The organism is uncultured Microbacterium sp. (assembly GCF_963528945.1).
Classification (GTDB): domain Bacteria; phylum Actinomycetota; class Actinomycetes; order Actinomycetales; family Microbacteriaceae; genus Microbacterium.
Genome location: NZ_CAURWX010000001.1, coordinates 23804 through 46739, shown reverse-complemented (window position 1 = coordinate 46739; position 22936 = coordinate 23804). Strand labels below are relative to the sequence as shown.

Annotated in this window: 16 protein-coding genes and 2 tRNA genes; 1 reads left to right on the top strand and 17 read right to left on the bottom strand. The window is 70.2% G+C overall.

Annotation, left to right across the window (positions count from 1 at the left end; genetic code table 11):
• Position 1: 1 nt before the first annotated feature.
• The 4 genes from RWS82_RS00195 to RWS82_RS00180 all read right to left on the bottom strand — a co-directional run bounded on the left by RWS82_RS00195 (position 2) and on the right by RWS82_RS00180 (position 8601).
• Positions 2-6475, bottom strand: coding sequence for an RHS repeat-associated core domain-containing protein (locus RWS82_RS00195; protein WP_314645615.1), 6474 nt, complete (start codon positions 6473-6475; stop codon positions 2-4).
• Positions 6475-7338 (bottom strand): hypothetical protein, encoded by an 864-nt coding sequence (locus tag RWS82_RS00190; protein WP_314645612.1) that lies wholly within the window; start codon positions 7336-7338, stop codon positions 6475-6477. Before RWS82_RS00190 ends, RWS82_RS00195 begins: the two co-directional genes overlap by 1 nt.
• A gap of 536 nt (positions 7339-7874) precedes the next feature.
• Positions 7875-7950: transfer RNA gene (locus RWS82_RS00185), tRNA-Arg, on the bottom strand.
• Between the two features lie 66 nt (positions 7951-8016).
• Positions 8017-8601 (bottom strand): asparagine synthase, encoded by a 585-nt coding sequence (locus RWS82_RS00180; protein ID WP_314645609.1) that lies wholly within the window; start codon positions 8599-8601, stop codon positions 8017-8019.
• A 109-nt stretch (positions 8602-8710) separates the two neighbouring features.
• On the opposite strand from RWS82_RS00180, the gene RWS82_RS00175 reads away from it, so the two are divergent.
• On the top strand, positions 8711-9568 hold the full coding sequence (locus RWS82_RS00175) for an SDR family oxidoreductase (RefSeq protein ID WP_314645607.1): 858 nt from the start codon (positions 8711-8713) through the stop codon (positions 9566-9568).
• A 15-nt stretch (positions 9569-9583) separates the two neighbouring features.
• Here RWS82_RS00175 and RWS82_RS00170 read toward each other — a convergent pair whose 3' ends face one another.
• The 13 genes from RWS82_RS00170 to RWS82_RS00110 all read right to left on the bottom strand — a co-directional run bounded on the left by RWS82_RS00170 (position 9584) and on the right by RWS82_RS00110 (position 22900).
• Positions 9584-10447, bottom strand: a complete 864-nt coding sequence (locus RWS82_RS00170; protein ID WP_314645604.1) for a hypothetical protein — start codon at positions 10445-10447, stop codon at positions 9584-9586.
• The gene (locus RWS82_RS00165; RefSeq protein WP_314645601.1) at positions 10447-10677 is read right to left on the bottom strand and encodes a hypothetical protein; all 231 of its coding nucleotides are present in this window, start codon (positions 10675-10677) and stop codon (positions 10447-10449) included. Before RWS82_RS00165 ends, RWS82_RS00170 begins: the two co-directional genes overlap by 1 nt.
• 171 nt (positions 10678-10848) lie before the next feature.
• Positions 10849-11505 carry a GntR family transcriptional regulator gene (locus RWS82_RS00160; protein WP_314645598.1) on the bottom strand — a complete coding sequence of 219 codons (657 nt, stop codon included), beginning with the start codon at positions 11503-11505 and terminating at the stop codon, positions 10849-10851.
• Positions 11506-11616: 111 nt separating this feature from the next.
• On the bottom strand, positions 11617-12258 hold the full coding sequence (locus tag RWS82_RS00155; protein WP_314645596.1) for an NAD(P)-binding domain-containing protein: 642 nt from the start codon (positions 12256-12258) through the stop codon (positions 11617-11619).
• 46 nt (positions 12259-12304) lie between these two features.
• Entirely contained in the window at positions 12305-12748 is a 444-nt protein-coding gene (sufU, locus tag RWS82_RS00150; RefSeq protein ID WP_314645594.1) for a Fe-S cluster assembly sulfur transfer protein SufU, read from the bottom strand.
• On the bottom strand, positions 12745-14052 hold the full coding sequence (locus tag RWS82_RS00145) for a cysteine desulfurase (RefSeq protein ID WP_314645592.1): 1308 nt from the start codon (positions 14050-14052) through the stop codon (positions 12745-12747). Before RWS82_RS00145 ends, sufU begins: the two co-directional genes overlap by 4 nt.
• Before the next feature lie 15 nt (positions 14053-14067).
• A complete protein-coding gene (gene treZ, locus RWS82_RS00140) occupies positions 14068-15849 on the bottom strand; it encodes a malto-oligosyltrehalose trehalohydrolase (protein WP_314645591.1) in 1782 nt (593 codons plus the stop codon).
• Positions 15846-18194: a malto-oligosyltrehalose synthase gene (treY, locus tag RWS82_RS00135; protein ID WP_314645589.1), complete on the bottom strand. Its 2349-nt coding sequence runs from the start codon at positions 18192-18194 to the stop codon at positions 15846-15848. The genes treZ and treY overlap by 4 nt, the downstream gene beginning before the upstream one ends.
• Positions 18191-20479, bottom strand: coding sequence for a glycogen debranching protein GlgX (gene glgX, locus RWS82_RS00130; protein WP_314645586.1), 2289 nt, complete (start codon positions 20477-20479; stop codon positions 18191-18193). Before glgX ends, treY begins: the two co-directional genes overlap by 4 nt.
• Positions 20476-20820, bottom strand: coding sequence for a hypothetical protein (locus tag RWS82_RS00125; RefSeq protein WP_314645583.1), 345 nt, complete (start codon positions 20818-20820; stop codon positions 20476-20478). Before RWS82_RS00125 ends, glgX begins: the two co-directional genes overlap by 4 nt.
• 115 nt (positions 20821-20935) lie before the next feature.
• Positions 20936-21556 (bottom strand): GyrI-like domain-containing protein, encoded by a 621-nt coding sequence (locus tag RWS82_RS00120; RefSeq protein ID WP_314645579.1) that lies wholly within the window; start codon positions 21554-21556, stop codon positions 20936-20938.
• 60 nt (positions 21557-21616) lie between these two features.
• On the bottom strand, positions 21617-22690 hold the full coding sequence (locus RWS82_RS00115; protein ID WP_314645577.1) for a DUF6892 domain-containing protein: 1074 nt from the start codon (positions 22688-22690) through the stop codon (positions 21617-21619).
• Between the two features lie 121 nt (positions 22691-22811).
• A tRNA-Ser gene (locus tag RWS82_RS00110) sits at positions 22812-22900 on the bottom strand.
• Positions 22901-22936: the final 36 nt, after the last annotated feature.

Genomic DNA, 22936 nt, shown 5'->3' with positions numbered 1-22936 from the left:
CTCACCCCGCATTCGTCTCCGCCACTATGACCCATGCCCAGCCGGTAATCGCTGAGAAGATGTCCCCGGCGATCGGAGGACCGCCGACTCCGATCATCGTGCCCTGCCCAAGGGTAAGTGCTCCTGCGCCACACGTCGGCTCGCCCAGGGAGCAGTCAATCATCAAACCGCCCCAAGACGCCGCCGTTCCCACGACCGAAAGCACTCGTGCAGCACCTGCGCCGATAGCCACCCCCGGGCCGGTAACAGTGCTCAATATGCCGAGGCCAGCCCCGATGGTGCTCACGATCGCTCCGGTCCAAGTGAGTACCCGCGAAGCGCCTCGCAAAAGCCCTCGCAAGAATCCTTGAAATTCCTCCGGTGTGACGTCGTACCGGTCGTAGGCCTCTTGGCTGACGCATTGATCGACGTACTGCCCCTCAACCCAGACAGAACCCGGCGGACAATCGCCGGACCTCGCCGGCGCATGGTGCCGAAGCGAAGTGAAGCGCCCCGACCGCGACGTAGGGGTACTCACTCCCGAACCGGGCCGGCCTCCTCCGCGAGACAGCGTCGTCTTCGACCGGACGCTGCTGGCGGTCGGCTTGGCGATACCCCGAGGCACGTGGGCTCCGCTGATCGGTCGGGCGGGGTTCGTCGCCCGGAGGCCGGCCATCAGCTGCGCCTTCTTCAGTGCCGGCCCGAGGCGCGCCTTCGCGATGCCGGCCTTGAGTCCGCCTCCGATGGGCAGGTACCCAAGGTAGTCGCTCAACCCCACCGGGTCGTTCTCGACGTACGCGAAACGGTTCAGCGACTGCGGCCTGACCAGCAGCCCTCGCCACTGATCCGGCTGCACCCACGACCCCGTCGCGGTGTCGTAGTCCCGCGCGTAGTAGTGATCCAACCCGAGGGTCGCGTCGCCCGGTTGACCGTCGTTGCCGACCAGCGAACCCCACCCCGACGACTCGAAGTCCGCGCCACCGAAGTCGGCGTAGTCGACCAGATCGGTGATCCGGCCCGCAGCATCCGCCGTCGCCGTCGCATTCCGCGCATCACCCAGCACCCACTCGTCCGCGTACGCGCCCGCCTGGAACACCACCTCGCCGGTCGGATCCCGCAGCAGCTCCGTCGACCCGTGCAACCCGCTCTCGGTCGCCACCGGAGACAGCCCGTCCCACACCGTCGACGTCTCATCCGACCCGAACCCGGTCTCATCCGTCGCCGACACCCGACGGTCCAACCCGTCATACGCGTACGACGTCGACCGACCGTCGGTCTGCGTCGTCAGCAGGCGCCCAGCGGGGTCGTGACCGAACGACGTCGGCACACCATTCACCGTCTGCGACGACCGGTTCCCCGCGCCGTCGTAGGCATATGACGCGGTTCCCGCGCCGGCACCGGTCGTCGTGGTCGACATCAGTTGCCCGGCCGGGTTGTACTGCGCGACCGTCTCCGACGCGCCCGCCTCACCGCCAGCGACTGCCCACGAGGTGCGATTGCCAGCCGCGTCGTAACCGTACGTGCTCGTCTCACCGTCGGATGCCGCAGACTGCGTCACCCGCCCGAGACCGTCGTACGAATACGCGTGCGACAGCGTCGCTACCTCCTGCACAGGGGCGGCGGACTCTACCGCGTCGACCGGAGCCGACGGCACCGCGGGCGCATCCGGCGCAGCGACCGGCGCCGGCATCTCGGGCCCGGTGATCGTGCGCACCGAGTCCGTCACCTTCCCCGCGGCGTCGTACTCGTAGGAGTACTCGAGCGACGCCCCGGCGGGAACGGGCGACTCTACCTCGGGCAGCGTGCGCCGCTCTAGGTAGTCCCACGTCTTCACGCAGGGCTTCTGTTGGCCCGCGGCGGGAGCCTGACGCTCCGCCAAATACGTGCCGACCGCACGGCACTGCGCCGCCTCGGTCTGCAGCGGAACGGCCGGCTCGTCCGCAGACTCAGCCGCTGCAGGAGCGGCGGGGGTCTCGTGCCGCACCGACGTCACCTGCCCGAGCGCGTCGTAGGCGAACGAGCTCGTCACCTGATTCGGGCGCGTGATACCGACGAGCCGACTCTCGGCATCCCACGCATACTCGACCACGCCGTCGGGCGTGGACTGGGTCGCCACGTCACCCGCGGCGTCGAACGTGTACGCCGTCTCGCTGCCGTCGGGGTAGGTCAACGACTGCCGCAGACCGGCCTTCGTGTAGGTGGAGGTGAGCGTGTTGCCGCGGGTGTCGGTCTGCTCGAGCAGGCGCCCCACCTCGTCGTACACCCACCCGGTCGTGCCCGTCGGATCGTCCATCACGATGGGCCGCTGCTCGCCGTCGTACTCGAACGACACCGTGCCGTCGGCGCGCGCGAGCGACGCGATGTCGCCGCGTTCGTCGTACGTGTACGCCGCCACGAGGCCCGCGGGGTTCGTCACGCGTGACACCCGCCCGGCCGCGTCGTACGCCGTGTTCGTGACGATGCCGGTGGGCCCGGTTTCCGCCGTCGGACGGCCCGCCGCGTCGTACGAGAACGACGTCTCCGCACCCACCGGGTTCGTGATGCGCTCCAGCAGACCGCTCGCCGTGTAGGCATATGCCGTCTTCACGTTCGCATCGGCCGTCGCCGCTGAGCCCGCATCGACGCCCTCGGTCACCTCCACGAGCTGCCCCGCGTCGTCGTAGGCGAACGCGGTCGTCTCGCCCGCCGGGTCGGTGACACCCGTCTGCCGGCCGGCCTTGTCGTAGGCGTAGGTGGTGACCCCGCCGAGCGGGTCGGTCTGCGAGACGGTGCGCGAGGCCCTGTCGTACGCGAACGCCGTGACGGCGCCCAGGGCGTCGGTCTGCGACACCAGCCGCCCCGCGGCGTCGTACGCGAACGTCGTGCGTGCCCCTCCGGGTGCGACGATCGCCGTCTGCTGCCCGTCGCGGTCGTACTCGATCGCGGTGGTTCGGCCATCGGCATCGAGGATGCTCGTCACGCGTCCTGCACCGTCGTAGGTGAACTCGGTGACCGCCCCGGTCGCGTCGGTCTCGCGGAGCACCTGGCCCGCGGCATCCACCTCGTACAGCGTCGGATTGCCGTTACGGTCGACCATCCCGACGAGGTTGCCGTCGACGTCGTACAGGTACTCGGTCTCGAAGCCTGCGGGATCGGTGACGAGCGTCACCCGGTCCATCGCGTCGTAGTCGTACGTCGTGACACCACCCGCGGCATCCGTCTGCGACACCACGCGGCCCGCGTCGTCATAGGCGATCGTCGCCGCCGCGCCCGTCGGATCGGTCGTGGTCGTCGGGCGTCCGAGGTCGTCGAGTGTCGAGACCGTCTCGCCACCGAGCGGATCGACGGATGCTGTCTGCACCCCGGTCTCGTCGTACCGGCGCTCCCACTCGCCGCCGTTCGGATCGACGACGCCGACGGTGCGATACGCCTCGTCGAGGACGAACGCCGTCGTGCCGCCCTCGGGGTCGGAGGTCGCCACGAGGTTGTCCTCGCCGTCGTACGCGAAGGTCGACGTACCACCCTCGGGATCGGTGACGGTGACGAGCCGCGCCAGCGAATCCCACTGATAGCCGGTGACCGCACCCATCGGGTCGGTCGCCGAGACGAGCTGCCCGCTGCCGTCGTAGGCGTAGGTCGTCACGCCGCCCTCACCATCGGTCGTCGACGCCAGGCGGTCGCCGGCATCCCAGGCGAACGACGAGACACCGCCCGCCGGATCGGTGACCGTCGCCAGCCGGTTGCTGGCGTCGTAGGCATAGGTCGTGACCCGACCGACGGGATCGGTCGACGAGACGAGGTTGCCGCGCGCGTCGTAGGCGTAGGTCGTCGCCGCTCCCGAGGGCAGGATGCTGCGCACGAGGTCGCCCGCCGCGTCGTACTCGAACCGCACGGTCGTGCCGTCGGCCTGCCGCACCTCGGTGACGAGGCCGCGCTCGTCGTAGACGCTCGTCTCGGATCGCTCGCCGTCGAGGTCGGTCACCGTCTCGACGTCGCCGTCGTCGGTGTACGTGTAGGTGGTGACGGCGCCGGCCGGATCGACCTCCTCGAGGAGGTTGCCGTCGTCGTCGTACGTGTACGACCAGGTGCGCCCGGCCTCGTCGGTGTGCGAGACGACGTCGCCGCGCTCGTCGAACTCCCACGTGGCCGTCTCGCCCGCGGTGTCGGTGATGCCGGTGATGCGGAACTGATCGTCGTAGGCGAAGACCGCGGTGCCGCCCTGGTTGTCGGTGTACGTCGTCTCGCCCTCGGCATACGCGAAGGTGCGCACGTTCTGCTCGGCATCGAGCTGCCGTACGACGCGGCCGGCCTCGTCGTACTCGTTCACCAGGTACGTCACGCCGTTGCCGTCGACCGCGGTGAGCATGCGGTGCGCGGCGTCGTAGGTGAACGACTGCACCGAGCCGTCGGCGTCGGTGATCGACATCAGGTCGCCCGCGTCGTTGTAGGCCAGTGACCACGTGCGCCCGTCGGGCAGGGTGAAGGCCGTGATGCGACCGACGCCGTCGCTCGTCACCTGCACGGTCTGCCCCGCGGCATCCGTGATCGAGGTCAGCGGCGTGAACTGGTGCACGTTCCGGTCGGCGGGCCCGTAGGTCAGGGTCGTCGCGTTGCCCTGCCGGTCGACATGACGCACAAGTTCACCGATGCCCCAGGCATCCGCGGCATCGAACACCCACGTCTCGCCCTCGTCGCTGTCGAGCTGCAACTGCCCGGAGCCGGCTTCGGTGAGCGTGAGCCCGAGGCCCTCCTCCCCCGTGTACCCGCCTGCACCATCGCTCTCGAAGACGAAGGATGCGCCGTCGCCGCGCACGACCATGACCGAATCGTCGTCGAACCGCTGCGCGCGGGCCCCGAGCCCGAATGTCCAGCCCGCCCCGACCCGGGAGAGACGACCGTCCTGCGCGTTGTAGACGAGGTCGACCGCGATCGACTGCTCGCCGCGGCCAGTCAGCTCGAACAGCGGGAACGACTCGACCAGGTTGCCGGTCGAGAACGACACCGGGTCGGCGCCATACGTCTGGTAGTTCTGGTAGCCGAGGTGCCGCCACCGCGCGATCTCGGCCTGCGACGGCGGCGCCGGCCACCCGCCCAGCACGGGGTCGGTGCAGTCGAAACCGACGCCTTCGAGGTAGCCGCCGAGGCTGCGGAACGCACCGTCGACGATGTGCCCGAAGCCCTGATCGATCACCGGACGGTCGTAGTTGTGGTCGAGGAACAGCGTTTCGATGTGCGCGTACGCACCGGGGACTCCCGCGAACTCGGCGAACGGGAAGTTCGCGTTCGACGGCTCGACCGCCGCGGGGCGACCGGTGTAGGTCGGCATGTGGGTGACGAACGAGTCGCGCAGGGCATTGTCGGCCCCGGAGCCGCGCGAGTACGCCATCGTGCCGCCCTCGGACTCGTTTCCCCAGGCGCGCCCCTCCCACGTCGCGAAGCCGAAGCCCACGGTGGCGACGGGGTTCGCTGCGGCGGCGCGGCCTGCACGCGTCTCTCGTGTGACGAACGGCACACCGGGCGGTCGGGTGATGACCACCTGTGCGTTGCACTGCAGCGCGAGGTAGCCGGCCAGGCCCTGCACGAGCTGCCAGTTGTAGGGATACTCCGTGGCCGGGGCGGGCGTCTGCACGACGCCCTCGTCGTTGTCGGGGTCGAGCACCACGACGGGCCGGGCGGGGTCGGGCGCCGGAGTGCCGATCACCACGAACTGCGACAGGTGGTCGGACTCGCCCTTCACCGTCTGCGTCTCGGGATCGAAGTACGACGGCAGCTCGGTCCACGGATCACTCGGGGTCGACCGGGTGAAGATCCGCAGGGTCGACGGCTCGACACGCTCCTCGTCGATGCGCTTCTGATCGACGTCGAACTCGAGCGCGATGCCCGGGATCACGTCCTTCACGGTCGCGCCGTTCGCGGGATCGTCGTCGGGCACGTCGATCAGCTCGGCGGGGAAGCTGGTCACCTTCTCGCCGGCGTCGTCGCGGGCGACGATCTCGATCGGATCGCTCACGACGATGCCCGAGGTGTCGACGACGGCCTTGCGGCGCGCTTCGATCTCGGACGGCGCCTCGGTGAGGGTGAGATCGACGGGGCCGGCGAGGTCGTGGCCCGAGAAGGTCGCCTGCACGCCGAGCTCATCCGAGGCGATGTCGGTCGGCTCATCGGGGGCCAGGTCGGATGCCGCGGCAGGGACGCTCCTCGCGGTGCGGCCGACGGTCGACGGCTGCGCGCCGGACACCTGATTCGCGGTCGTCTGATGCGACGCCGCCCGGGCGATTGCGCCGGACGTCGTCGTGGCGGCGCCGGACCCGGATGCCGCAACATCGCCGTCTCCCGCGTCGTCGCTCTCGTCGAGCTCGCCGTCGGAGGTGAGACCGGCAGCAGCGTAGACGCGCTGCAGCACCTCCTGCCGCGCGGCCTCCATGAGTTCGGCGGCCGTCATCGGGGCCGGAGCGACGGCGCCGAGACCCAGCACGAGCGACGCGATCGTCGAGATCGCGAGGGTGCGGCCGCGCATCAGCGGCCCCGCTCGGAGGCGGGGTCGTCGCCGTCGGGGTCGTCGACCGCGCGTTCGCCCGGGTTCTCGTGGTCGTCGTCGGGCACGGGGTCGGAGGTGGCGGCATCCGCGTCGTCGCGCAGGTCTTCTGCGAGGTCGTCGATGGCTTCGTCGTCACTGTCGTCCGCCGCCGGGCGGGCGGCGCGGCGGCGTTGCCACACCCACAGTGCGAGACCGCCGCCGATCAGCACGACGGCGAGGATGACGATCCAGAGCGCGAGAGTGCCCCCGGTGAGGGCGAGGTCGTCGATGCGCACCACGCACGCCGCGAGCTCCGCGGCATCCGAGACGCCGTTGCCGTCGTAGTCCTCCGAGCCGTCGGCGCAGGCGCGGGTGCCGCAGATCACGAACTCGACCCAGTCGCCGATGCGGTCGTTGTCGGCGTCTTCGAGCGAGTTCGAGCAGGTGTTCGTGTCGCACACCAGGCGTTCGGCGAAGTCGGGGATGCCGTCCTTGTCCGCATCCTTCGTGGGCGACGCACAGGTGGTCGTGTCGCACGAGAGCACCTCGGTCCAGTCGGGGATGCCGTCGTCGTCGCGGTCCTCGGTGCCCAGGGCGCAGGTCGCCGTGCCGCAGACCTCGCGCTCGACGACGTCGGGGATCGCGTCGTCGTCGGCGTCCTTCGTGTCCGCGGCGGCGAAGACAGGCCCGCCGGTGGTGGCGTCGACGGCTCTCTCCGCTGCGACCCCGTCGGCGGCACTCCACGCCGGGGCCGCGGCCGCCGCGGACGCGATCGCGGCCTCCGCACCGGTCGCTGCGATCGCGACACCGGGCGTCATCACCATCGCCGACAGTGCGATCACCGCGACAGTCGCGCGCGCCACGGCACGCCGAATATTGCCTCCGGACACGTGCATCCCCCTCGGATGTTCCCCGGCAGCGCAAAGGCGCCGCTTCGGGAATTCACAGTGGACTAATGCACCACCAAAGAGCAAGCACTATTTCGCGACGCGCCGACATTTCGAGGTATATCACCGTCTGGCGTAATGATCAGCCTTTTCGCGCGTCTCTGCGCCAACGCCGCGCATTCCTCACCCTGGGCACAATAAGCATTTCGAAATACCGATGTGCATATTCTTCTGCACCCAATTCCACCCCGCGCCGCCGCGGCTCCCACACCGCCCCGCACCCACGGCCTCGCACAACTTCGGAGTTGCACCGCGACACGCCGCCGTTGCGCCCTCGAGGGCGGAGTGTCGGCGCACGACTCCGAAGTTGTGGGGGTACTCGGGGCGCAGGGAGCAGCAGGGACGCGGGTGGGGATGGCGAGGATGCCGGATGGGGATGCCGGATGGGGATGGCGGATGGCGGATGCTGGAGACGACGAAACCCCCGCCGCTTTCGCGACGGGGGTTTCAACTGGTGCGCCCCGAGGGACTCGAACCCCCAACCTTCTGATCCGTAGTCAGATGCTCTATCCATTGAGCTAGGGGCGCTCCTGACCCGCTCAGCGGGCCGTAGAACAGCCTACAACAGTCTCGCCGTGAAAGCGAAACGAGGCCTCAGCCCGCCTCCGCGGAGGCGTCGGCGAGTTTCTTCTGCCGCTTCGCCTTGGCCCGCTGCGCCGACGACAGGGCTTGCAGGTCGACGAGCCGAAGGGCCTGCATGCGCGCGTCGCGCATGCGCTCGTAGTCGGGATCCTGCTCGGGCCGCATCCCTTCGACACGCAGGCGCCGGTCGAGGTTGTGCCGCACGTCCGACCACGCCGCGGCCCGCGCCTCTTCGACGATGACCCGCAGCTGCTCGGGGTCTTCCATCATCTCGCGCAGTCGCGACGCGACGCCGCTCGACTGCTTCGCCCGGCGGCGCAGGTTGCGCACGTCGCGGTCGCGGTAGTCGTGCGTCCCGTGCGGGTCGGAGTGGCGCCCCCGTGCGCGCTTGCGCAGCGCGGTGACGGTCTCGGCGGCGGCCTCGGACTCCTCGGCCATCGCGCGCAACGCCTCGCGTGCGTCGTCGAGGTACTTCGCGGTGTCGAACACGCCGCCCTCGGCGATCGTGCCCACGAGGATGTGGTTCTTCACCGCGAGACGCGCCGCAGCGGTCGCGATCGCAACACCTTCGGCGATGGCATCCGCTGTCCGTCCCACGCGAACCTCCTCATGTACGAGGGTACCCGTATCGCTCCCCCGGCACCTCGGTGAGAATGAGGAGAGCACGACAGGGCGCGGCGCGGGAGCCGGCCCGGGAAGAGGATGCATGCGCCCGCTCTCACTCGCCTCCGCCACGACCGCGATCACCGGCGCAGCGCACGGAATGGGCGCCGAGGTCGCACGGCTCCTCGCGTCGCGCGGAGCACCGCTCGCGCTGCTCGACCATGACGCCGCCGCCCTCTCGGCCCTCGCCGAGGAGCTGCGACCGGTCGCGCCGGCCGTGTCCGCGCACATCGTCGACCTGCGCGACGATGCGGCGGTGCTCGCCGCGGCATCCGACGTGCGCATCGCGCACCCCCGCCTCCATGCGCTCATCACCTGTGCGGGGTCGTCGATGCTCGGCGACATCGACCAGCTCACTCTCGAGGAGATGCGCTGGCTCATGGATGTGAACCTCTGGGGCACGGTCTCGATCACGAAGGCCCTGCTCCCCGCACTCCGTCTCGCGCCCGCGGCGCACATCACGCATCTCGCGAGCGTCTACGCCCTCGCTGCTCCCGCCGGCCGCATCCCCTATGCGATGAGCAAGTACGCGGTGCGCGGCTTCTCGGAGGCGCTGCGCCACGAGCTCGAGGGTTCGAGCGTGACGGTCGGGGCGGTGTACCCGGCGGGGGTGCGCACGGGCATCATCCTGCACGGACGCTACGCCGCCGCCATACCTCCGGCCGTCGCCGACCGCGCGGCGGCCGCCCAGGCCGCGATGTACCACACCGACCCGGCAGACGCGGCGGCGCTCATCGTGCGCGCCACCGAACGACGACGAGCCCGCACGATGATCGGGCGGGAGGCGCACCTCATCGACACCCTCACCCGCCTCGCACCGGTGCACTATTGGCGGGCGATGCGGCGACCGCTGCGCGCGGCGATCGACACGACGACGCCCGTCTCCCCCGAGGGCGAGTAGCCCCGCGGGCTGCGATCACTGCACGGCCCCGACCCAGATCGCGGATGCCCACGCCTGCTGTTCCGGGCCGCATCCCTGCGATCCGGGGTAGCCGCGCACGAGCGCCATGCAGTTCGCCAGGAACTCGGGATCGCTGCCGAAGAGCGACGCGTACGCCGGGGCATCGTTGAGCGCTCCCCACACGCGGAACTGATGGATGTGGGCGAGCTCGTGCGCCATCGCCCACTGCAGCCGCGGCATGCTCCACGACGCGATGTCGGCACGGTACTTGATGTACCCCCCGCTGTTCGCGCAGGCCGGCGCCTCTCCCCCCGCGCACGACGACGACTCGTACAACCCGACGCCAGAGCCGCCCACCTGATCGAGGGCCTGCCGCACCCGCTCGAAGCGTTGCGCACCGCCGCTCTCGACTCCCGGCTGCCCGGCGCTGTCGATCCGCTGCGCCGAGTCCCGCTGCGCGACCTGCGCGTCGACGCTCACCGTGAGCGCCTGCACGGACGCGGTCGCGTTGGTGACCACGGTCGGGTCGACGCGCTCGACGCGCACCGACTCCTGGGCAGAGACGACGGATGCCCGCGGCGCCGTCGTGTCGATGATTCCCTCGGCCCGCTGGAGGGAGGCATCGAAGGCCGCGACCGCGTCGATGAACGCCGGCCGCACCTCGAGCACGGCTGCACGGTCGGCAGCATCCTGCTCGGCGCGCTCGACGGATCCCTCGAGGTGGAGCGTGCGTCCGTCGGCCGCGTCGGCCTCGTGACTGAGCGCGACGAGTTCCGCCTGCGCATCGGCGCGCTCCGCGTCGAGGGTGTAGGCCCGGTCGAGCACACCGGCGACGAGCAGCATGGCTGCGGCGATGCCCACGGCGAGCGCGCGGCGCATCACGGGAGGAAGCCCGTCGTGTCGCCGAGGGCGGCGTCGTCGTCGGCGATCTGCGTGCGCAGGGTGGTCAATCGTTCGGCGAGGCGAACATTCTCGTCCCTCGCGTCGTCGAGGCGCGCGTCGACCTGGTCGATCTGCTGGTGCAGGTGGGTGATCTCCGCGACGCGCTGCTGGTCGGCGAGCACGACGACCGCCGCTCCGCCTACGAGCAGGAGTCCTCCGACCGCCACGGCCACGCCTCGCATACCGCTCCCCAGAACGCCGACACCCCCGGCGCTCAATATAGCGATGTGCCGGCCGGATGTCGCGGGGTCTTCGACGCGCGCGACGTCTCAGCTCAGCGGGCCCTGTCGTCCCCGCGCCCCCGCGCGGGTCTCCGCCTGGCACCGGCCCGCGCCGTCTCAGCCCAGCGCCCCTGCGCGAAGTCGTCGCTCCGCGGCACGGCGGCCGCTCGCCAGGTGCTCCGGCACGAGCATCCGCAGCGCCTCGACGTCGCGCGCGGCCATCGCCTCGTAGATCACCCGGTGCTCCTCGGCCATCGCGACCAGGTCGTCGTGCTGGCCGAACAGCCATTGCAGACGGGTGAGGAACACGCCGATCAGTTCGTCGAGCATGTCGTTGCCGGCCAGCTGCGATGCGACGTGGTGGAACTCGCCCGCGGCGATGCGGGCAGCCTCGGTCTCACCCCGCTGGGCGGCCGCGACCTCACGATCGAGAACCGCGCGCATGCGCGCGAGACCCTCGGCGTCGTGCCGCTGGGCGGCGAACACGAAGATCAGCGTCTCGATCGCTTCGCGCACCTCGGCGAACTCCTGGATGTCCTGCTCGGTGAACTCTCGCACGACGGCCCAGCTGCGCGGCCGGGCCACGACGACGCCCTCGCTCACGAGGGTTCGGATGGCCTCGCGCACCGGGAGGCGAGAGACGTGCAGTTCCGCGGCGATGTCGCGCTCGATGAGCCGCGACCCCGGCGGGCGTCTGCCCAGCACGATGTCCTCGCGCAGTATGCGCGTCACCCGCACCGACTCGAGTTCGCCGGTAGCCCCCGCCCCCGTCATCTGGGCATTGTCGCACTCGACACGAAGTTTCTACAAGCTTTGGTATCCCACCGTGATCTGCCGGACGCGCGACGCCCCGCCCGAGCGTCGGCTCGGGCGGGGCGGAAGGGGTCACGGCAGGCGGTTCGCCTTCGCGAGGTTCGCTTCGAGTTCCTCGGCATTCTGCCGAACAACGTACGCCGGCCGGTCGCGCTCGACCCGCCACGATTCGCTGAGCGGCCCGACGTTCACCGCGTCGAAGCCGAACTCGTCGTACAGCTTCGTGGCGAACGCCACAGCCTCGGCGTCGTCCCCCGCGGTCGCGATCGCCCGGCGGTTCGGCGTCCCCGCCGGCGTGCCGTCGGTGGTGATGTCGGCGGCCGGGATGTGGTTGAAGGCCTTCGCGATGCGCGACGTCGGCAGCTGCTGCTGCAGAAGCTCCGACGTGGTCGTCTCGCCCTTGTCGAGCGCGTCGATGTGACCGTCGCGCTCGAAGTAGTAGTTGTTGGTGTCGAGGACGATCTTGCCCGCCAGCGCCTCGGTGGGGAGCTGGTCGATCGCCTTCAGCGGCACCGTCACGACGACGGCATCGCCGGCGACGGCCGCCTCGACCGCCGTTCCCGCCGTGGCACGCGGGCCGAGCTCGTCGACGAGCCCGGCGAGCGTCTCCGGCCCTCGCGAGTTCGCGATCACGACGTCGTATCCGGCGGCGACGGCCGCGCGGGCGACCTGAGAGCCGATGTTTCCTGCACCGATGATTCCGAGAGTGGTCATGAGAGGGCCAACGCGCTCCCGCTTCTCGTATTCCCGGTGGTCGGTGTCAGGCCGACTTGTGCAGCGCGTCCTCCGCGGCGACCCAGGCCAGCATCGCGCACTTCACCCGCGCCACGTACTTCGACACTCCCCCGAGGGCGGCGGCGTCGCCCAGCAGCTCCTCGTCGGGCTGGATCTTCCCCCGCGAGCGCATCGCCTCACGGAAGACCGAGATGCGCCCCTCGAGGTCGTCGACCGTCAGGCCCTCGGCGAGCTCGGCGAGGAGCGACGCCGACGCCTGCGAGATCGCGCACCCGTGCCCCTCCCACGCGATCGCCTCGATCGTGCCGTCCTCGGCGCGATGCACTTGCAGGGTCACCTCGTCGCCGCAGGTGGGGTTCACCTGATGGGACTGCGCGGGGATCGGTGCGCGCAGGCCGAAGCCGTGCGGCGTGCGCGAGTGGTCGAGGATGAGTTCCTGGTAGAGGTTCTGCAGGTCGCCGGACGTCATGCGCGTGCTCCGAAGAAGTCGATGGTCGCGGCGACGCCGTCGATCACGGCATCCACCTCCGACTCGGTGGTGTACAGGTAGGTGCTGGCCCGCGTCGACGAGGTGACGCCAAGCCGGCGGTGCAGCGGCTGGGCGCAGTGGTGCCCGACCCGCACCGCGATACCGCGGTCGTCGAGGAACTGGCCCACGTCGTGCGAGTGGATGCCCGCGACGTCGAAGCTCGCCAGCCCCACGCGGGGCAGGGCGATGTCGGCCCCGAGCACCCGCACGCCGTCGATGCCACGGAGCCCCGCGAGGAGGCGGGCCCCGAGCATCTCCTCGTGGGCAGCGATGCGCGGCATCCCCACGGCCTGCAGGTAGTCGACCGCCGCCGCAAGGGCGATGGCCTGCGAGACGCGCTGCGTACCCGCCTCGAAGCGCTGCGGCGGGGGCAGGTACTCGGCCTCGGTCGTCGTGACCGTGGTGATCATCGACCCGCCGGTGAGGAAGGGCGGCATGATCTCGAGCAGCTCGCGACGGCCGTAGAGGGCGCCGATACCGCTCGGCCCGAGCATCTTGTGGCCGGAGAGCACCGCGAAGTCGACGTCGAGCGCCCGCACGTCGAGCGGCAGGTGCGGCGCCGACTGGCAGGCGTCGAGGAGCACGAGCGCGCCGACCTCGCGCGCCCGGGCGATGATCCGCTCGATGGGATTGATGACGCCGAGCACGTTCGAGACATGCGTCACCGCGACGATGCGCGCCCGCTCGGTGATGTGTTCGGCGAGCGCGTCGAGCCGCAGCGCACCGTCGTCGTCGAGCGGGACGACCCGCAGCGTGGCGCCCGTGCGTGCGGCGAGCTCCTGCCACGGGATGAGGTTCGCGTGATGCTCCATCTCGGTCGTGACGATCTCGTCGCCCGCGCGCAGTCGCAACGGCTCGGCGGCGGCTCCTCCGCGCCCCAGCGAGGCGTTCGAGAGCGAATAGGCCACGAGGTTGATCGCCTCGGTCGCGTTCGACGTCCAGACGACCTCATCGTCGTCGGCGCCGATGAAACCCGCGACCGACGCGCGCGCATCTTCGAACAGCTCGGTCGCCTCGGCAGCGAGGGTGTGCGCGCCGCGGTGCACCGCCGAGTTGAACCGCGTCGCGAACTCCCGTTCGGCATCGAGCACCGCCAGCGGTCGCTGCGACGTCGCGCCCGAGTCGAGGTAGGCCAGCGGATGCCCGTTGACCTCGGTCTGCAGGATCGGGAAGTCGGCCCGCAGGCGGTGCACCTCGTCGTCGCTCAGCGGAAGGGCCGGGGCGGAGACGGGCGTGGTGCTCATCCTTCTAGCTTCTCATCACGAGCGGGGCAGAGGCTCCGTCCCGGTGTCGACGATGGCGGCCGACTCCGCCGGTAGAGCGATCGTGCCGCTCTCCGACGTGCAGTCCGTCGTGGCCAACAGCACGCGGGCCTCGGGGCCGACCTCGAAGCGAGCCTCGGCGTCCGAGAGGTTGACGAGCACCGACACCCCGCTGCGCTCGATGCGGAGCACGCGGCGATCGGGCGCGCCCGCGGTGTCGGCCGCGTTCACCTCGACAGTCACCCGGTTGCGCGTCATCTCGGGCTCGGTGAGTTCGGGGCGCGCGCTCCGCAAGGCGATCAGGTCTCGGTACAGCGCGTGCAGACGCGCGTGCGTCGGCCGGTCGAGTTCGGCCCAGTCGAGATGCGAGCGTTCGAACGTCGCCGGATCCTGCGGGTCGGGCACCTGGTCGGGATCCCATCCCATGCGCTCGAACTCGGCGATGCGCCCCTCGGCGGTCGCCTTCCCGAGCTCGGGCTCGGGGTGCGACGTGAAGAACTGCCAGGGGGTGGATGCTCCCCACTCCTCCCCCATGAAGAGCATGGGGGTACCAGGGGCGGTGAGGGTGAGCACGGCGGCGACCGCGAGCCGGTCGGGCGACAGCGACTGCGAGAGGCGGTCGCCGGCGGCCCGGTTGCCGATCTGGTCGTGGTCCTGCGCGAACGTCACCAGCCGCCAGGCCGGAACGGTGTCGGGGATCGGCGCACCGTGCGGGCGACCGCGGAACGAGGAGAACGTACCGTCGTGGAAGAAGCCCCCACGGGTGACCTTGGCGAGAGCATCCGCTGCCGCGAAGTCCTCGTAGTACCCCGCCGTCTCCCCGGTCAACGCGACGTGGGCGGCGTGATGCCAGTCGTCGGACCACTGCGCGGTGAGCCCGTACCCGCCTGCCTCGCGCGGGAGGATGAGCGTCGGATCGTTCATGTCGGACTCGGCGATGAGGGTCAGCGGGCGGTTCTGCTGCGCCGAGAGGGCATCGACGCGCTCGGCGATCTCCTGCAGGATGTGCAGCGGCTGCTCGTCGCGCAGCGCGTGCACCGCGTCGAGTCGCAGGCCGTCGACGTGGAAGTCGCGCAGCCACATCAGGGCGTTGTCGACGATGTAGTCGCGCACCGCGCGCTCGTCGAGGTTGACCGAGTCGCCCCAAGTGTTGCGGTCGCCGTCGCGCAGGTACTCCCCGAACTCGGGCAGGTAGTTGCCGCTCGGTCCCAGGTGGTTGTAGACCACGTCCTGGATCACCGCGAGGCCGCGCGCATGCGCCGCGTCGACCAGCCGCTGGTAGCCCGCCGGCCCGCCGTACTGCTCGTGCACGGCGTACCACAGCACCCCGTCGTAGCCCCAGTTCCACGTGCCGTTGAAGTCGTTGACGGGAAGCAGCTCGACGTGCGTCACACCCAGCTCGACGAGATGGTCGAGACGGTCGATCAGCGCATCGAACGTGCCCTCGGGGGTGAAGGTGCCCACGTGCAGTTCGTAGATCACGCCGCCCGCGAGCTGCCGCCCCGTCCATGCGTCGTCGGTCCACGCGTGAGCCGTGGCGTCGAACGCGGCCGAAGGGGCGTGCACGCCGTCGGGCTGGCGCCGCGATCGCGGATCGGGGCGCACCTCCTCGCCGTCCCCCAGCACGAAGCCGTAGCGCTCGCCATCGGCGAGCTCGACGTCGGCCCGCCACCAGCCGTCGGCCGCGGCGGTCATCTCGGCGTCTCCAGCGGGGGCGCCGGCATCCGTCATCGTCCGCAGCCGCATGCGCTGTGCGCGCGGTGCCCATACCTCGATCATCGTGCCTCCACGAGCAGTGCCACAGGATAGGTGTCGAGCAGGTCGGCCAGCCGCACCGGACCCGGCTCGATCCGACGCCCGGTCAGCACATCGGTGGCCGGCACATCGGGGCGCATGAGCAGGGTGTCACCCCATCCCCCGCGGCGCTCCAGCGCTACGGGCAGGCGTGTGGCGACGGCGGTCACGCCTCCACGGTCGACGGCGACGGCATGCATCGACGCCTCACCCTCCACCGCGGCCGGGCGGTACACGCCGAACAGCTCGGGGTTGTCGCGCCGCAGTCGGAGCGCACGCGAGGTGACGAGCATCTTGGCGAGCCCCGAGTCGTCGATCGCGGGCAGCCGACCGCGCGTCACGTCGTCGTCGAGCTGGCGCAGCAGCGCCGCGTTCTCGGCGAAGTCGACGGGACGGCGGTTGTCGGGGTCGACGAGCGAGAGGTCCCACCGCTCGCTGCCCTGGTACACGTCGGGCACGCCGGGGCCGGTCAGCTGCAGCAGCTTGGCGGCGAGCGAGTTGGAGCGACCGAAGCCGATGATCTCGTCGACGAAGGCCTCGATCGTTGCGCGGGCAGCGCCGTTCGCCGCCTCGGCGATGGCGGAGAGCCCCTTCTCGAACTCCTCGTCCGGGTGCTGCCAGCCGGTGCCGTCGGCCGCCTCGCGCGCCGCCTTCTCGGCGTAGGCGAGCAGGCGATCCGACGGGATCGGCCAAGCCCCCACGGCGGCCTGCCAGAGCATGGCGTCGAGCGGACCGTGACCGGTCGTCGCGATCGCGCGCAGCTCGTCGAGCACCTCCGCCCAGCGCTCCGGCATCTCGGCGAGCACCGACAGCCGGGCGCGCACGTCTTCCGACCGCTTCGTGTCGTGCGTCGACAACGTGGTCATCGAGTGCGGCCAGGCGGCCAGCCGGCTCTGCTGCGCGGCGTGGAACTCGGCGACCGTCAGCGCCGGGATCGACGGGTCTCCACCGACCTCCGTGAGCGTGCCCAGGCGGGTGTGCCGGTAGAAGGCGGTGTCTTCGACGCCCTTGGCCATCACCGCTCCGCTGAGCTGCTGGAAGCGCTCGGCGATCTCATTCGACGGGTCGGCGAGCAGTTCGCCGAGCTCGGCGATCGACGGCGCGAGGTCGGGACGCTGACGGGCGGCCTCGGCGAGGGCGAGGTCGAGGTGCTCGCGGCCCGCCGGCAGGTAGGACCGGTAGACGGGGAACGCGGCGACGATCTCGGCCAGCGCATATCGGGCATCGACCACGCCGAACGGCAGCGCGTGGACGAGACGCCGCACCTCGGACTGCAGGATGGTCTCGGCGATCATGCGCTTCGTCTCGCGCGTCAGCTCGTGCCAATCGACGGCCTCGGGCTGACCGGTCTCGGCACGCAGTCGGGCATCGAGCGCATCGAGCGCGGCGACCCCCTCGGCGTCGATCAGCACGCGATCGATCTCGCCGAGCGCGTCGTACCCCGTGGTGCCGTCGGTGCGCCACCAGTCGGGCAGCGCCTCCCCCGGCTCGAGGATCTTCTCGACCAGGGTGTACGCCCCGCCGGTGGCGTCGGCGAGCTGCTCGAGGTACGCACCGGGCTCGGACAGCCCGTCGGGGTGGTCGACGCGCAGCCCGTCGGCGAGACCGTCGGTGATCCAACGGAGGATCTCCCGGTGCGACTCGGCGAACACGTCGGGAAGCTCGACTCGGAGGCCGGCGAGCTCGGAGACCGCGAAGAACCGGCGGTAGTTCAGATCGGTGTTCTGATCCTCCCAGAACCGCAACTCGTAGTTCTGGGCCGCCAGGAGGGCCGGCAGATCGTCGGCGAGACGACCCGACCCCGGAGCGAGCGGCAGCACGTGCTCGAAGTACGAGAGGGTCCCGTCGGGGGCATCCGGCTGAGCGGCCGTGTCGACCACAAGGTCGCCCGAGGCGATCACCTCGTCGGGCTGCGCCCCGAGGATCGCGAGACGCACCCGGTCATCGCCGCGGCGCCAGTCGATGTCGAACGCCAGCGCATAGCGCGACGAGCGACCGAGACGCAGCACGTCCCACCACCACGGGTTCTCGCGAGGCACGGCGACGCCGACATGGTTCGGAACGATGTCGATGAGGATGCCCAGATCCTTCGCCCGCGCGGCGGCGGCGAAGCGGTCCAGCCCTTCTGCCCCTCCGCGGCTCGGGTCGATGCGCGAGTGGTCGACCACGTCGTAGCCGTGGTCCGACCCGGGGGTCGCGGCCAGGATCGGCGACAGGTACGCCCACGACGCCCCGAGGGCCGACAGGTAGTCGGTGACCTCGGCGGCGGCATCCAGCGGGAAGCGCGAGGTGATCTGCAGGCGGTAGGTCGACAGCGGCCTGCGGGTCATGCGTTCTCCTCGTGCGTCGTGGCGGAGGCATCCGCCGTGTCGTTCTCGTCCGCCTGCTGCTCGGCCTGGTTCGCCTGCTCGGCCTGGCTGGCCTGGCTCGCCTGCTCGGCCTGCTCCGCCTGCTCGGACTGCACGCGCAGCGATGCCTCGACCGAGTAGTCGGGCTCGGGCTCGGCCTCAGCGCTCTCCCGCAGCACGAGCATCGAGCGGGCGTCGAGCGGCAGTGTCGCCTTCGGCGCGACCGGCTCGTCGTGGCGAAGTTCGCCCGTGGTGTCGACGACGATCTCCCACCCGGCGCCGAGACGACGATCGGGCAGCACGAGCTCCACCGGAGCATCCCCGCTGTTGAAGTACACGAGGAAGTTGACGTCGGTGACCGCCCGGCCCCGCACGTCCTTCTCGCGGATGCCATACCCGTTGAGGAACATGCCGACCGACAGACCGAACCCGGAATCCCAGTCCTCCGGCTTCATGCGACGACCGTCGGGGCGCAGCCACACGACGTCGGGCGCGCGCCCGCCGTCTTCGTCGCGCACCGGGCGACCGTCGAAGAACCGGCTGCGACGGAACGTCGGATGCTCGTGGCGCAGTCGCGCCACCGTCGCCGTAAACTCCACGAGAGGCAGGTCGGCCGACTCCCAATCGACCCAGGTGATCTCGTTGTCCTGCGCGTACCCGTTGTTGTTGCCGCCCTGCGTGCGCCCCAACTCGTCGCCGTGGGCGATCATCGGCACGCCCTGCGAGAGCAGCAGCGTCGCGAGGAAGTTGCGCTGCTGACGTGCGCGGCGCCGGTTGACCTCGGCGTCGTCGGTCGGGCCCTCGGCGCCGTTGTTGTCGGAGCGGTTGTGGGATTCGCCGTCGTTGTTGTCTTCGCCGTTCGCGTCGTTGTGCTTCTCGTTGTACGAGACGAGGTCACGGAGGGTGAAGCCGTCGTGCGCCGTGACGAAGTTGATCGAGGCCACGGGGCGTCGACCGGAGTGCTCGTACAGGTCGGCCGAGCCCGTCAGGCGCGACGCGAACTCTCCGAGCGCCTGCGGCTCGCCGCGCCAGAAGTCGCGCACGGTGTCGCGGTACTTGCCGTTCCACTCGGTCCACTGCGGCGGGAAGTTGCCGACCTGGTACCCGCCGGGTCCGACGTCCCACGGCTCGGCGATGAGCTTCACCTGCGACACGATCGGGTCCTGCTGCACGAGCTCGAAGAAGGCCGCCAGGCGGTCGACGTCGTAGAACTCGCGGGCCAGGGTCGAGGCGAGGTCGAAGCGGAACCCGTCGACATGCATCTCGGTCACCCAGTAGCGCAGCGAGTCCATGATCAGCTGCAGCGCGTGCGGGCTGCCGGCGTTGAGGCTGTTACCGGTGCCCGTGTAGTCGGTGTAGTAGCGCTTGTCTTCCTCCAGGCGGTAGTACGCCTGGTTGTCGATGCCGCGCATCGAGAGCATCGGGCCCATGTGGTTGCCCTCGGCGGTGTGGTTGTAGACCACGTCGAGGATGACCTCGATGCCCGCCTCGTGCAGGGCGCGCACCATGGCCTTGAACTCCTGCACCTGCTGGCCCTGGTCGCCGTTCGCGGCGTAGTCGTTGTGCGGGGCGAAGAACGCGAGGGTGTTGTAACCCCAGTAGTTCGACAGGCCCTTGTCCTGCAGCACCGAGTCGTTGACGAACTGGTGCACCGGCATCAGCTCGATCGCGGTGACGCCGATGCGCTGCAGGTGCTCGATGATCGCGGGGTGCGCGATGCCGGCGTAGGTGCCGCGCATCTCTTCGGGCACCTCGGGGTGCTGCACGGTGAGGCCTTTGACGTGCGCCTCGTAGATGACGGTCTGCGCGTACGGCGTCTTGAGCGGACGGTCGCCGCCCCACTCGAAGAACGGGTTGATCACGACGCCCTTGGCCATCGCGGCCGCCGAGTCGTCGTCGTTGCGGGAGTCGGGGTCGCCGAAGTCGTAGCCGAACAGCGGCTGCCCCCAGTCGATGTCGCCGGACACGGCCTTGGCGTAGGGGTCGAGCAGCAGCTTGTTCGGGTTGAACCGCTGCCCCTCGGTGGGGTCGTAGTCGCCGTGCACGCGGTAGCCGTAGAGCTGCCCCGGCTGCACCGTGGGCAGGTATCCGTGCCACACGAAGGCGTCGACTTCGGTCAGCTCGACGCGTTCCTCGTTGCCGTCGGCGTCGAACAGGCACAGCTCGACGCGCTCGGCGCACTCGCTGAAGAGGGCGAAGTTGGTGCCCTGTCCGTCGTAGGTGGCACCCAGGGGGTACGGGGTTCCGGGCCAGATCTCGCGGGTCATGCGGAGAGCTTAGAGTGCCGAGCCGACTCGACACGGCCGATGACCGTGTCGATGGCCTGGTGGAAGTCGTGCACCTGCGCGATCTCCTCGGCCTGCGGGTACGGGTGCCCGAAGTAGCAGACGAACAGCGGCGGCACCGATTCGACGTAGCCCACGGGGCCGTCGTGCAGCACGACGTAGCGGTCGAGGTCGACGCGCTCGTAGGTCGGCTCGGCCGGCGCAGCGGCGGATTCGGCCGGGAGGTTCGCGGCGGTCTCGACGGTCGAGGCGGGTGCGTCGGCGACGGTGGTCTTGCCGTTCCCGCATTCGGAGCCCTCAGGTGTACGGATCTGTGCAGTCATGATGGGCTCCTCTGATTCGGTTGGTCCCCTCAACCTACGAAGGGACACCGACATCGAAGAACGCCATTGCCAGATCGGTATACCAGCGGCTAAGCTCGCTGGTCCTTTCGGACGCTCAACCGACCCGTATCACCGGCTGCCGCAGGATCGTCCGTAGCTTCGCGGGTTCGACGCGGCGGCGATCGCTGAGATAGATCTCGTGGTGGAGGCCGGTCATCGCGAGCCCGTTCTCCGGCACGAAGCGGTGGTGCAGGTCGTCGAGCACCGGGCCTTCATCGTCGAACGGACCCACGTGCAGCGTCTGCACGACGAGCCCCTCGTCGAGGGTCTCGAGACGCACCTCCTCCAGCCGCCTCGACGGCTGCTTCTTGCGCAGCGCTGCCGCTCGCGCAGCCTCGACCATCTCCGTCGTGACGTGATCGGGAACCATGATCATGAGGGTCCACACCCACTGCGTCTTGTCCCGCCGCGTGGTGAAGGATGCGCGGTCAGGTGCATCCCAGAGCCCTTCGAGCGGCATGACCACCGTGTCGATGCCGAACTGCTCGCGGCTCGCGAACTTCACTCCGTAGGCGATCGGGTACAGCGCCGTGACGGCATCCGCGAACTGCGGCGACGTGTTGGGATCACCCGCGCCGTCGACCATCAGATACTGCATCGGCGGCACCTCGACCAGGCGCAGCTCCCCCTGCTTCGCCCGGTACGCGTCGATCGTCTTCTTCGGATCGATCGCCATCGGTCTGCTCCTTTCCCCTTCGGCGCGAGACGGATGCCTGCGCGCAACGTGCGCCCCGCGTCAGTCGACGACCGTGACCCCGGCCTCGGCGAGCTGGCGGCGCGCCTCGTCGCCGAGGAATCCGCCCATGTCTTCGACGGTGGTCAGCCGGGGGAACTGCGCGAGCTCCTGCGGCGAGATCGTCGGGATCACGAACGCCTCGTCTTCTCCGTCCCACTGCGGGGCGAGCTGCAGGTAGATGTCGTTGCCGCCGTCGAGGTACAGCTCCTCGACCTGTTCGGCGAGGGATGCCGGCACGGGCAGCGTCGCGAACCATTCGGCGACCTCGGGGATGACGGTTCCGTCGTTGTCGAGCGGTGCCGTGACGCCCGGCGTGTCGACGGCGAAGGCGTGCACGTCGAACGCGGGGCCGAGGAGTTCGCGGTCGTACATGAGGTGCTGCACCACCGCGTAGGCGAAGGCGGGGGTGTCGAAGTGCAGCACCGGGCCCTGCGCCGGGGTGTGCCCCCAGGACCGGGTGGGCTGCGGCGCCGGGGTCTCGGCAGCGGCTCGATGCATGATCGACGCCTCGCGGAACGGTGTCTGCTGTAATCGGAGGTCGGCCGCGATCGCGCCGCTGTCGATGGCGGCGAGCCGGTCGCGCACCTCCATGCCGCGCGAGAACGCCGCGGCCTCGGAGGTGAGCATGAGGGTGCAGTCCCACTCGCCGAGCTCGACGTCGATGAAGAGGTAGGCCTTGCGAAGGTCGCTCTCGGGGACGGCCGCGAGCGGGGCGCCGCCGTCGATCGTGAAGCCGTCTGCGGCGATGCCGTGAGGGCGCTTCTCGGCGATGTCGAATGTGATGCGGTTTGCCCACGCGGCGTCGTCGGCGATCATGACGCCCAGCTCGGTCGCGGAGCGCAGGTCGGCCGACCACGCCCACACTCCGGCGTCATCCCAGATCACGAGGGACTTCGGCGCCTTCGCGCCCGCTTCCACCCGAGCATCCGGCGCGACGATACGTGGCTGGCCCAGCGCACGCGACAGCTCGTCGATCGCGAGCGAGGTCAGCCGTGAGCCGTCGATCTCGAGACCCCGCTTCGACACGTCGATCCGGTGCCGCCCCGCGACCGCGTCGCTGTTCTGCCCATCCATGCGCATGCCCCCCGTCGAGGCGGCCGACTCGCGCGACCACCGCTGTCGAGTCGACCGTAGCGGAGGCGACCGACACGGAGACGGAGAAACCCCGGGGGCGATGCCTCCCGGGGTTCTGGTGCGGAGACGAGGGGATTTGAACCCCTGGTCCCCGTAAGGGGACTCCACCTTAGCAGGGTGGTGCACTAGGCCGGACTATGCGACGTCTCCAGGCATCCGAACCCGAAAGGACGGATGCACGTCACC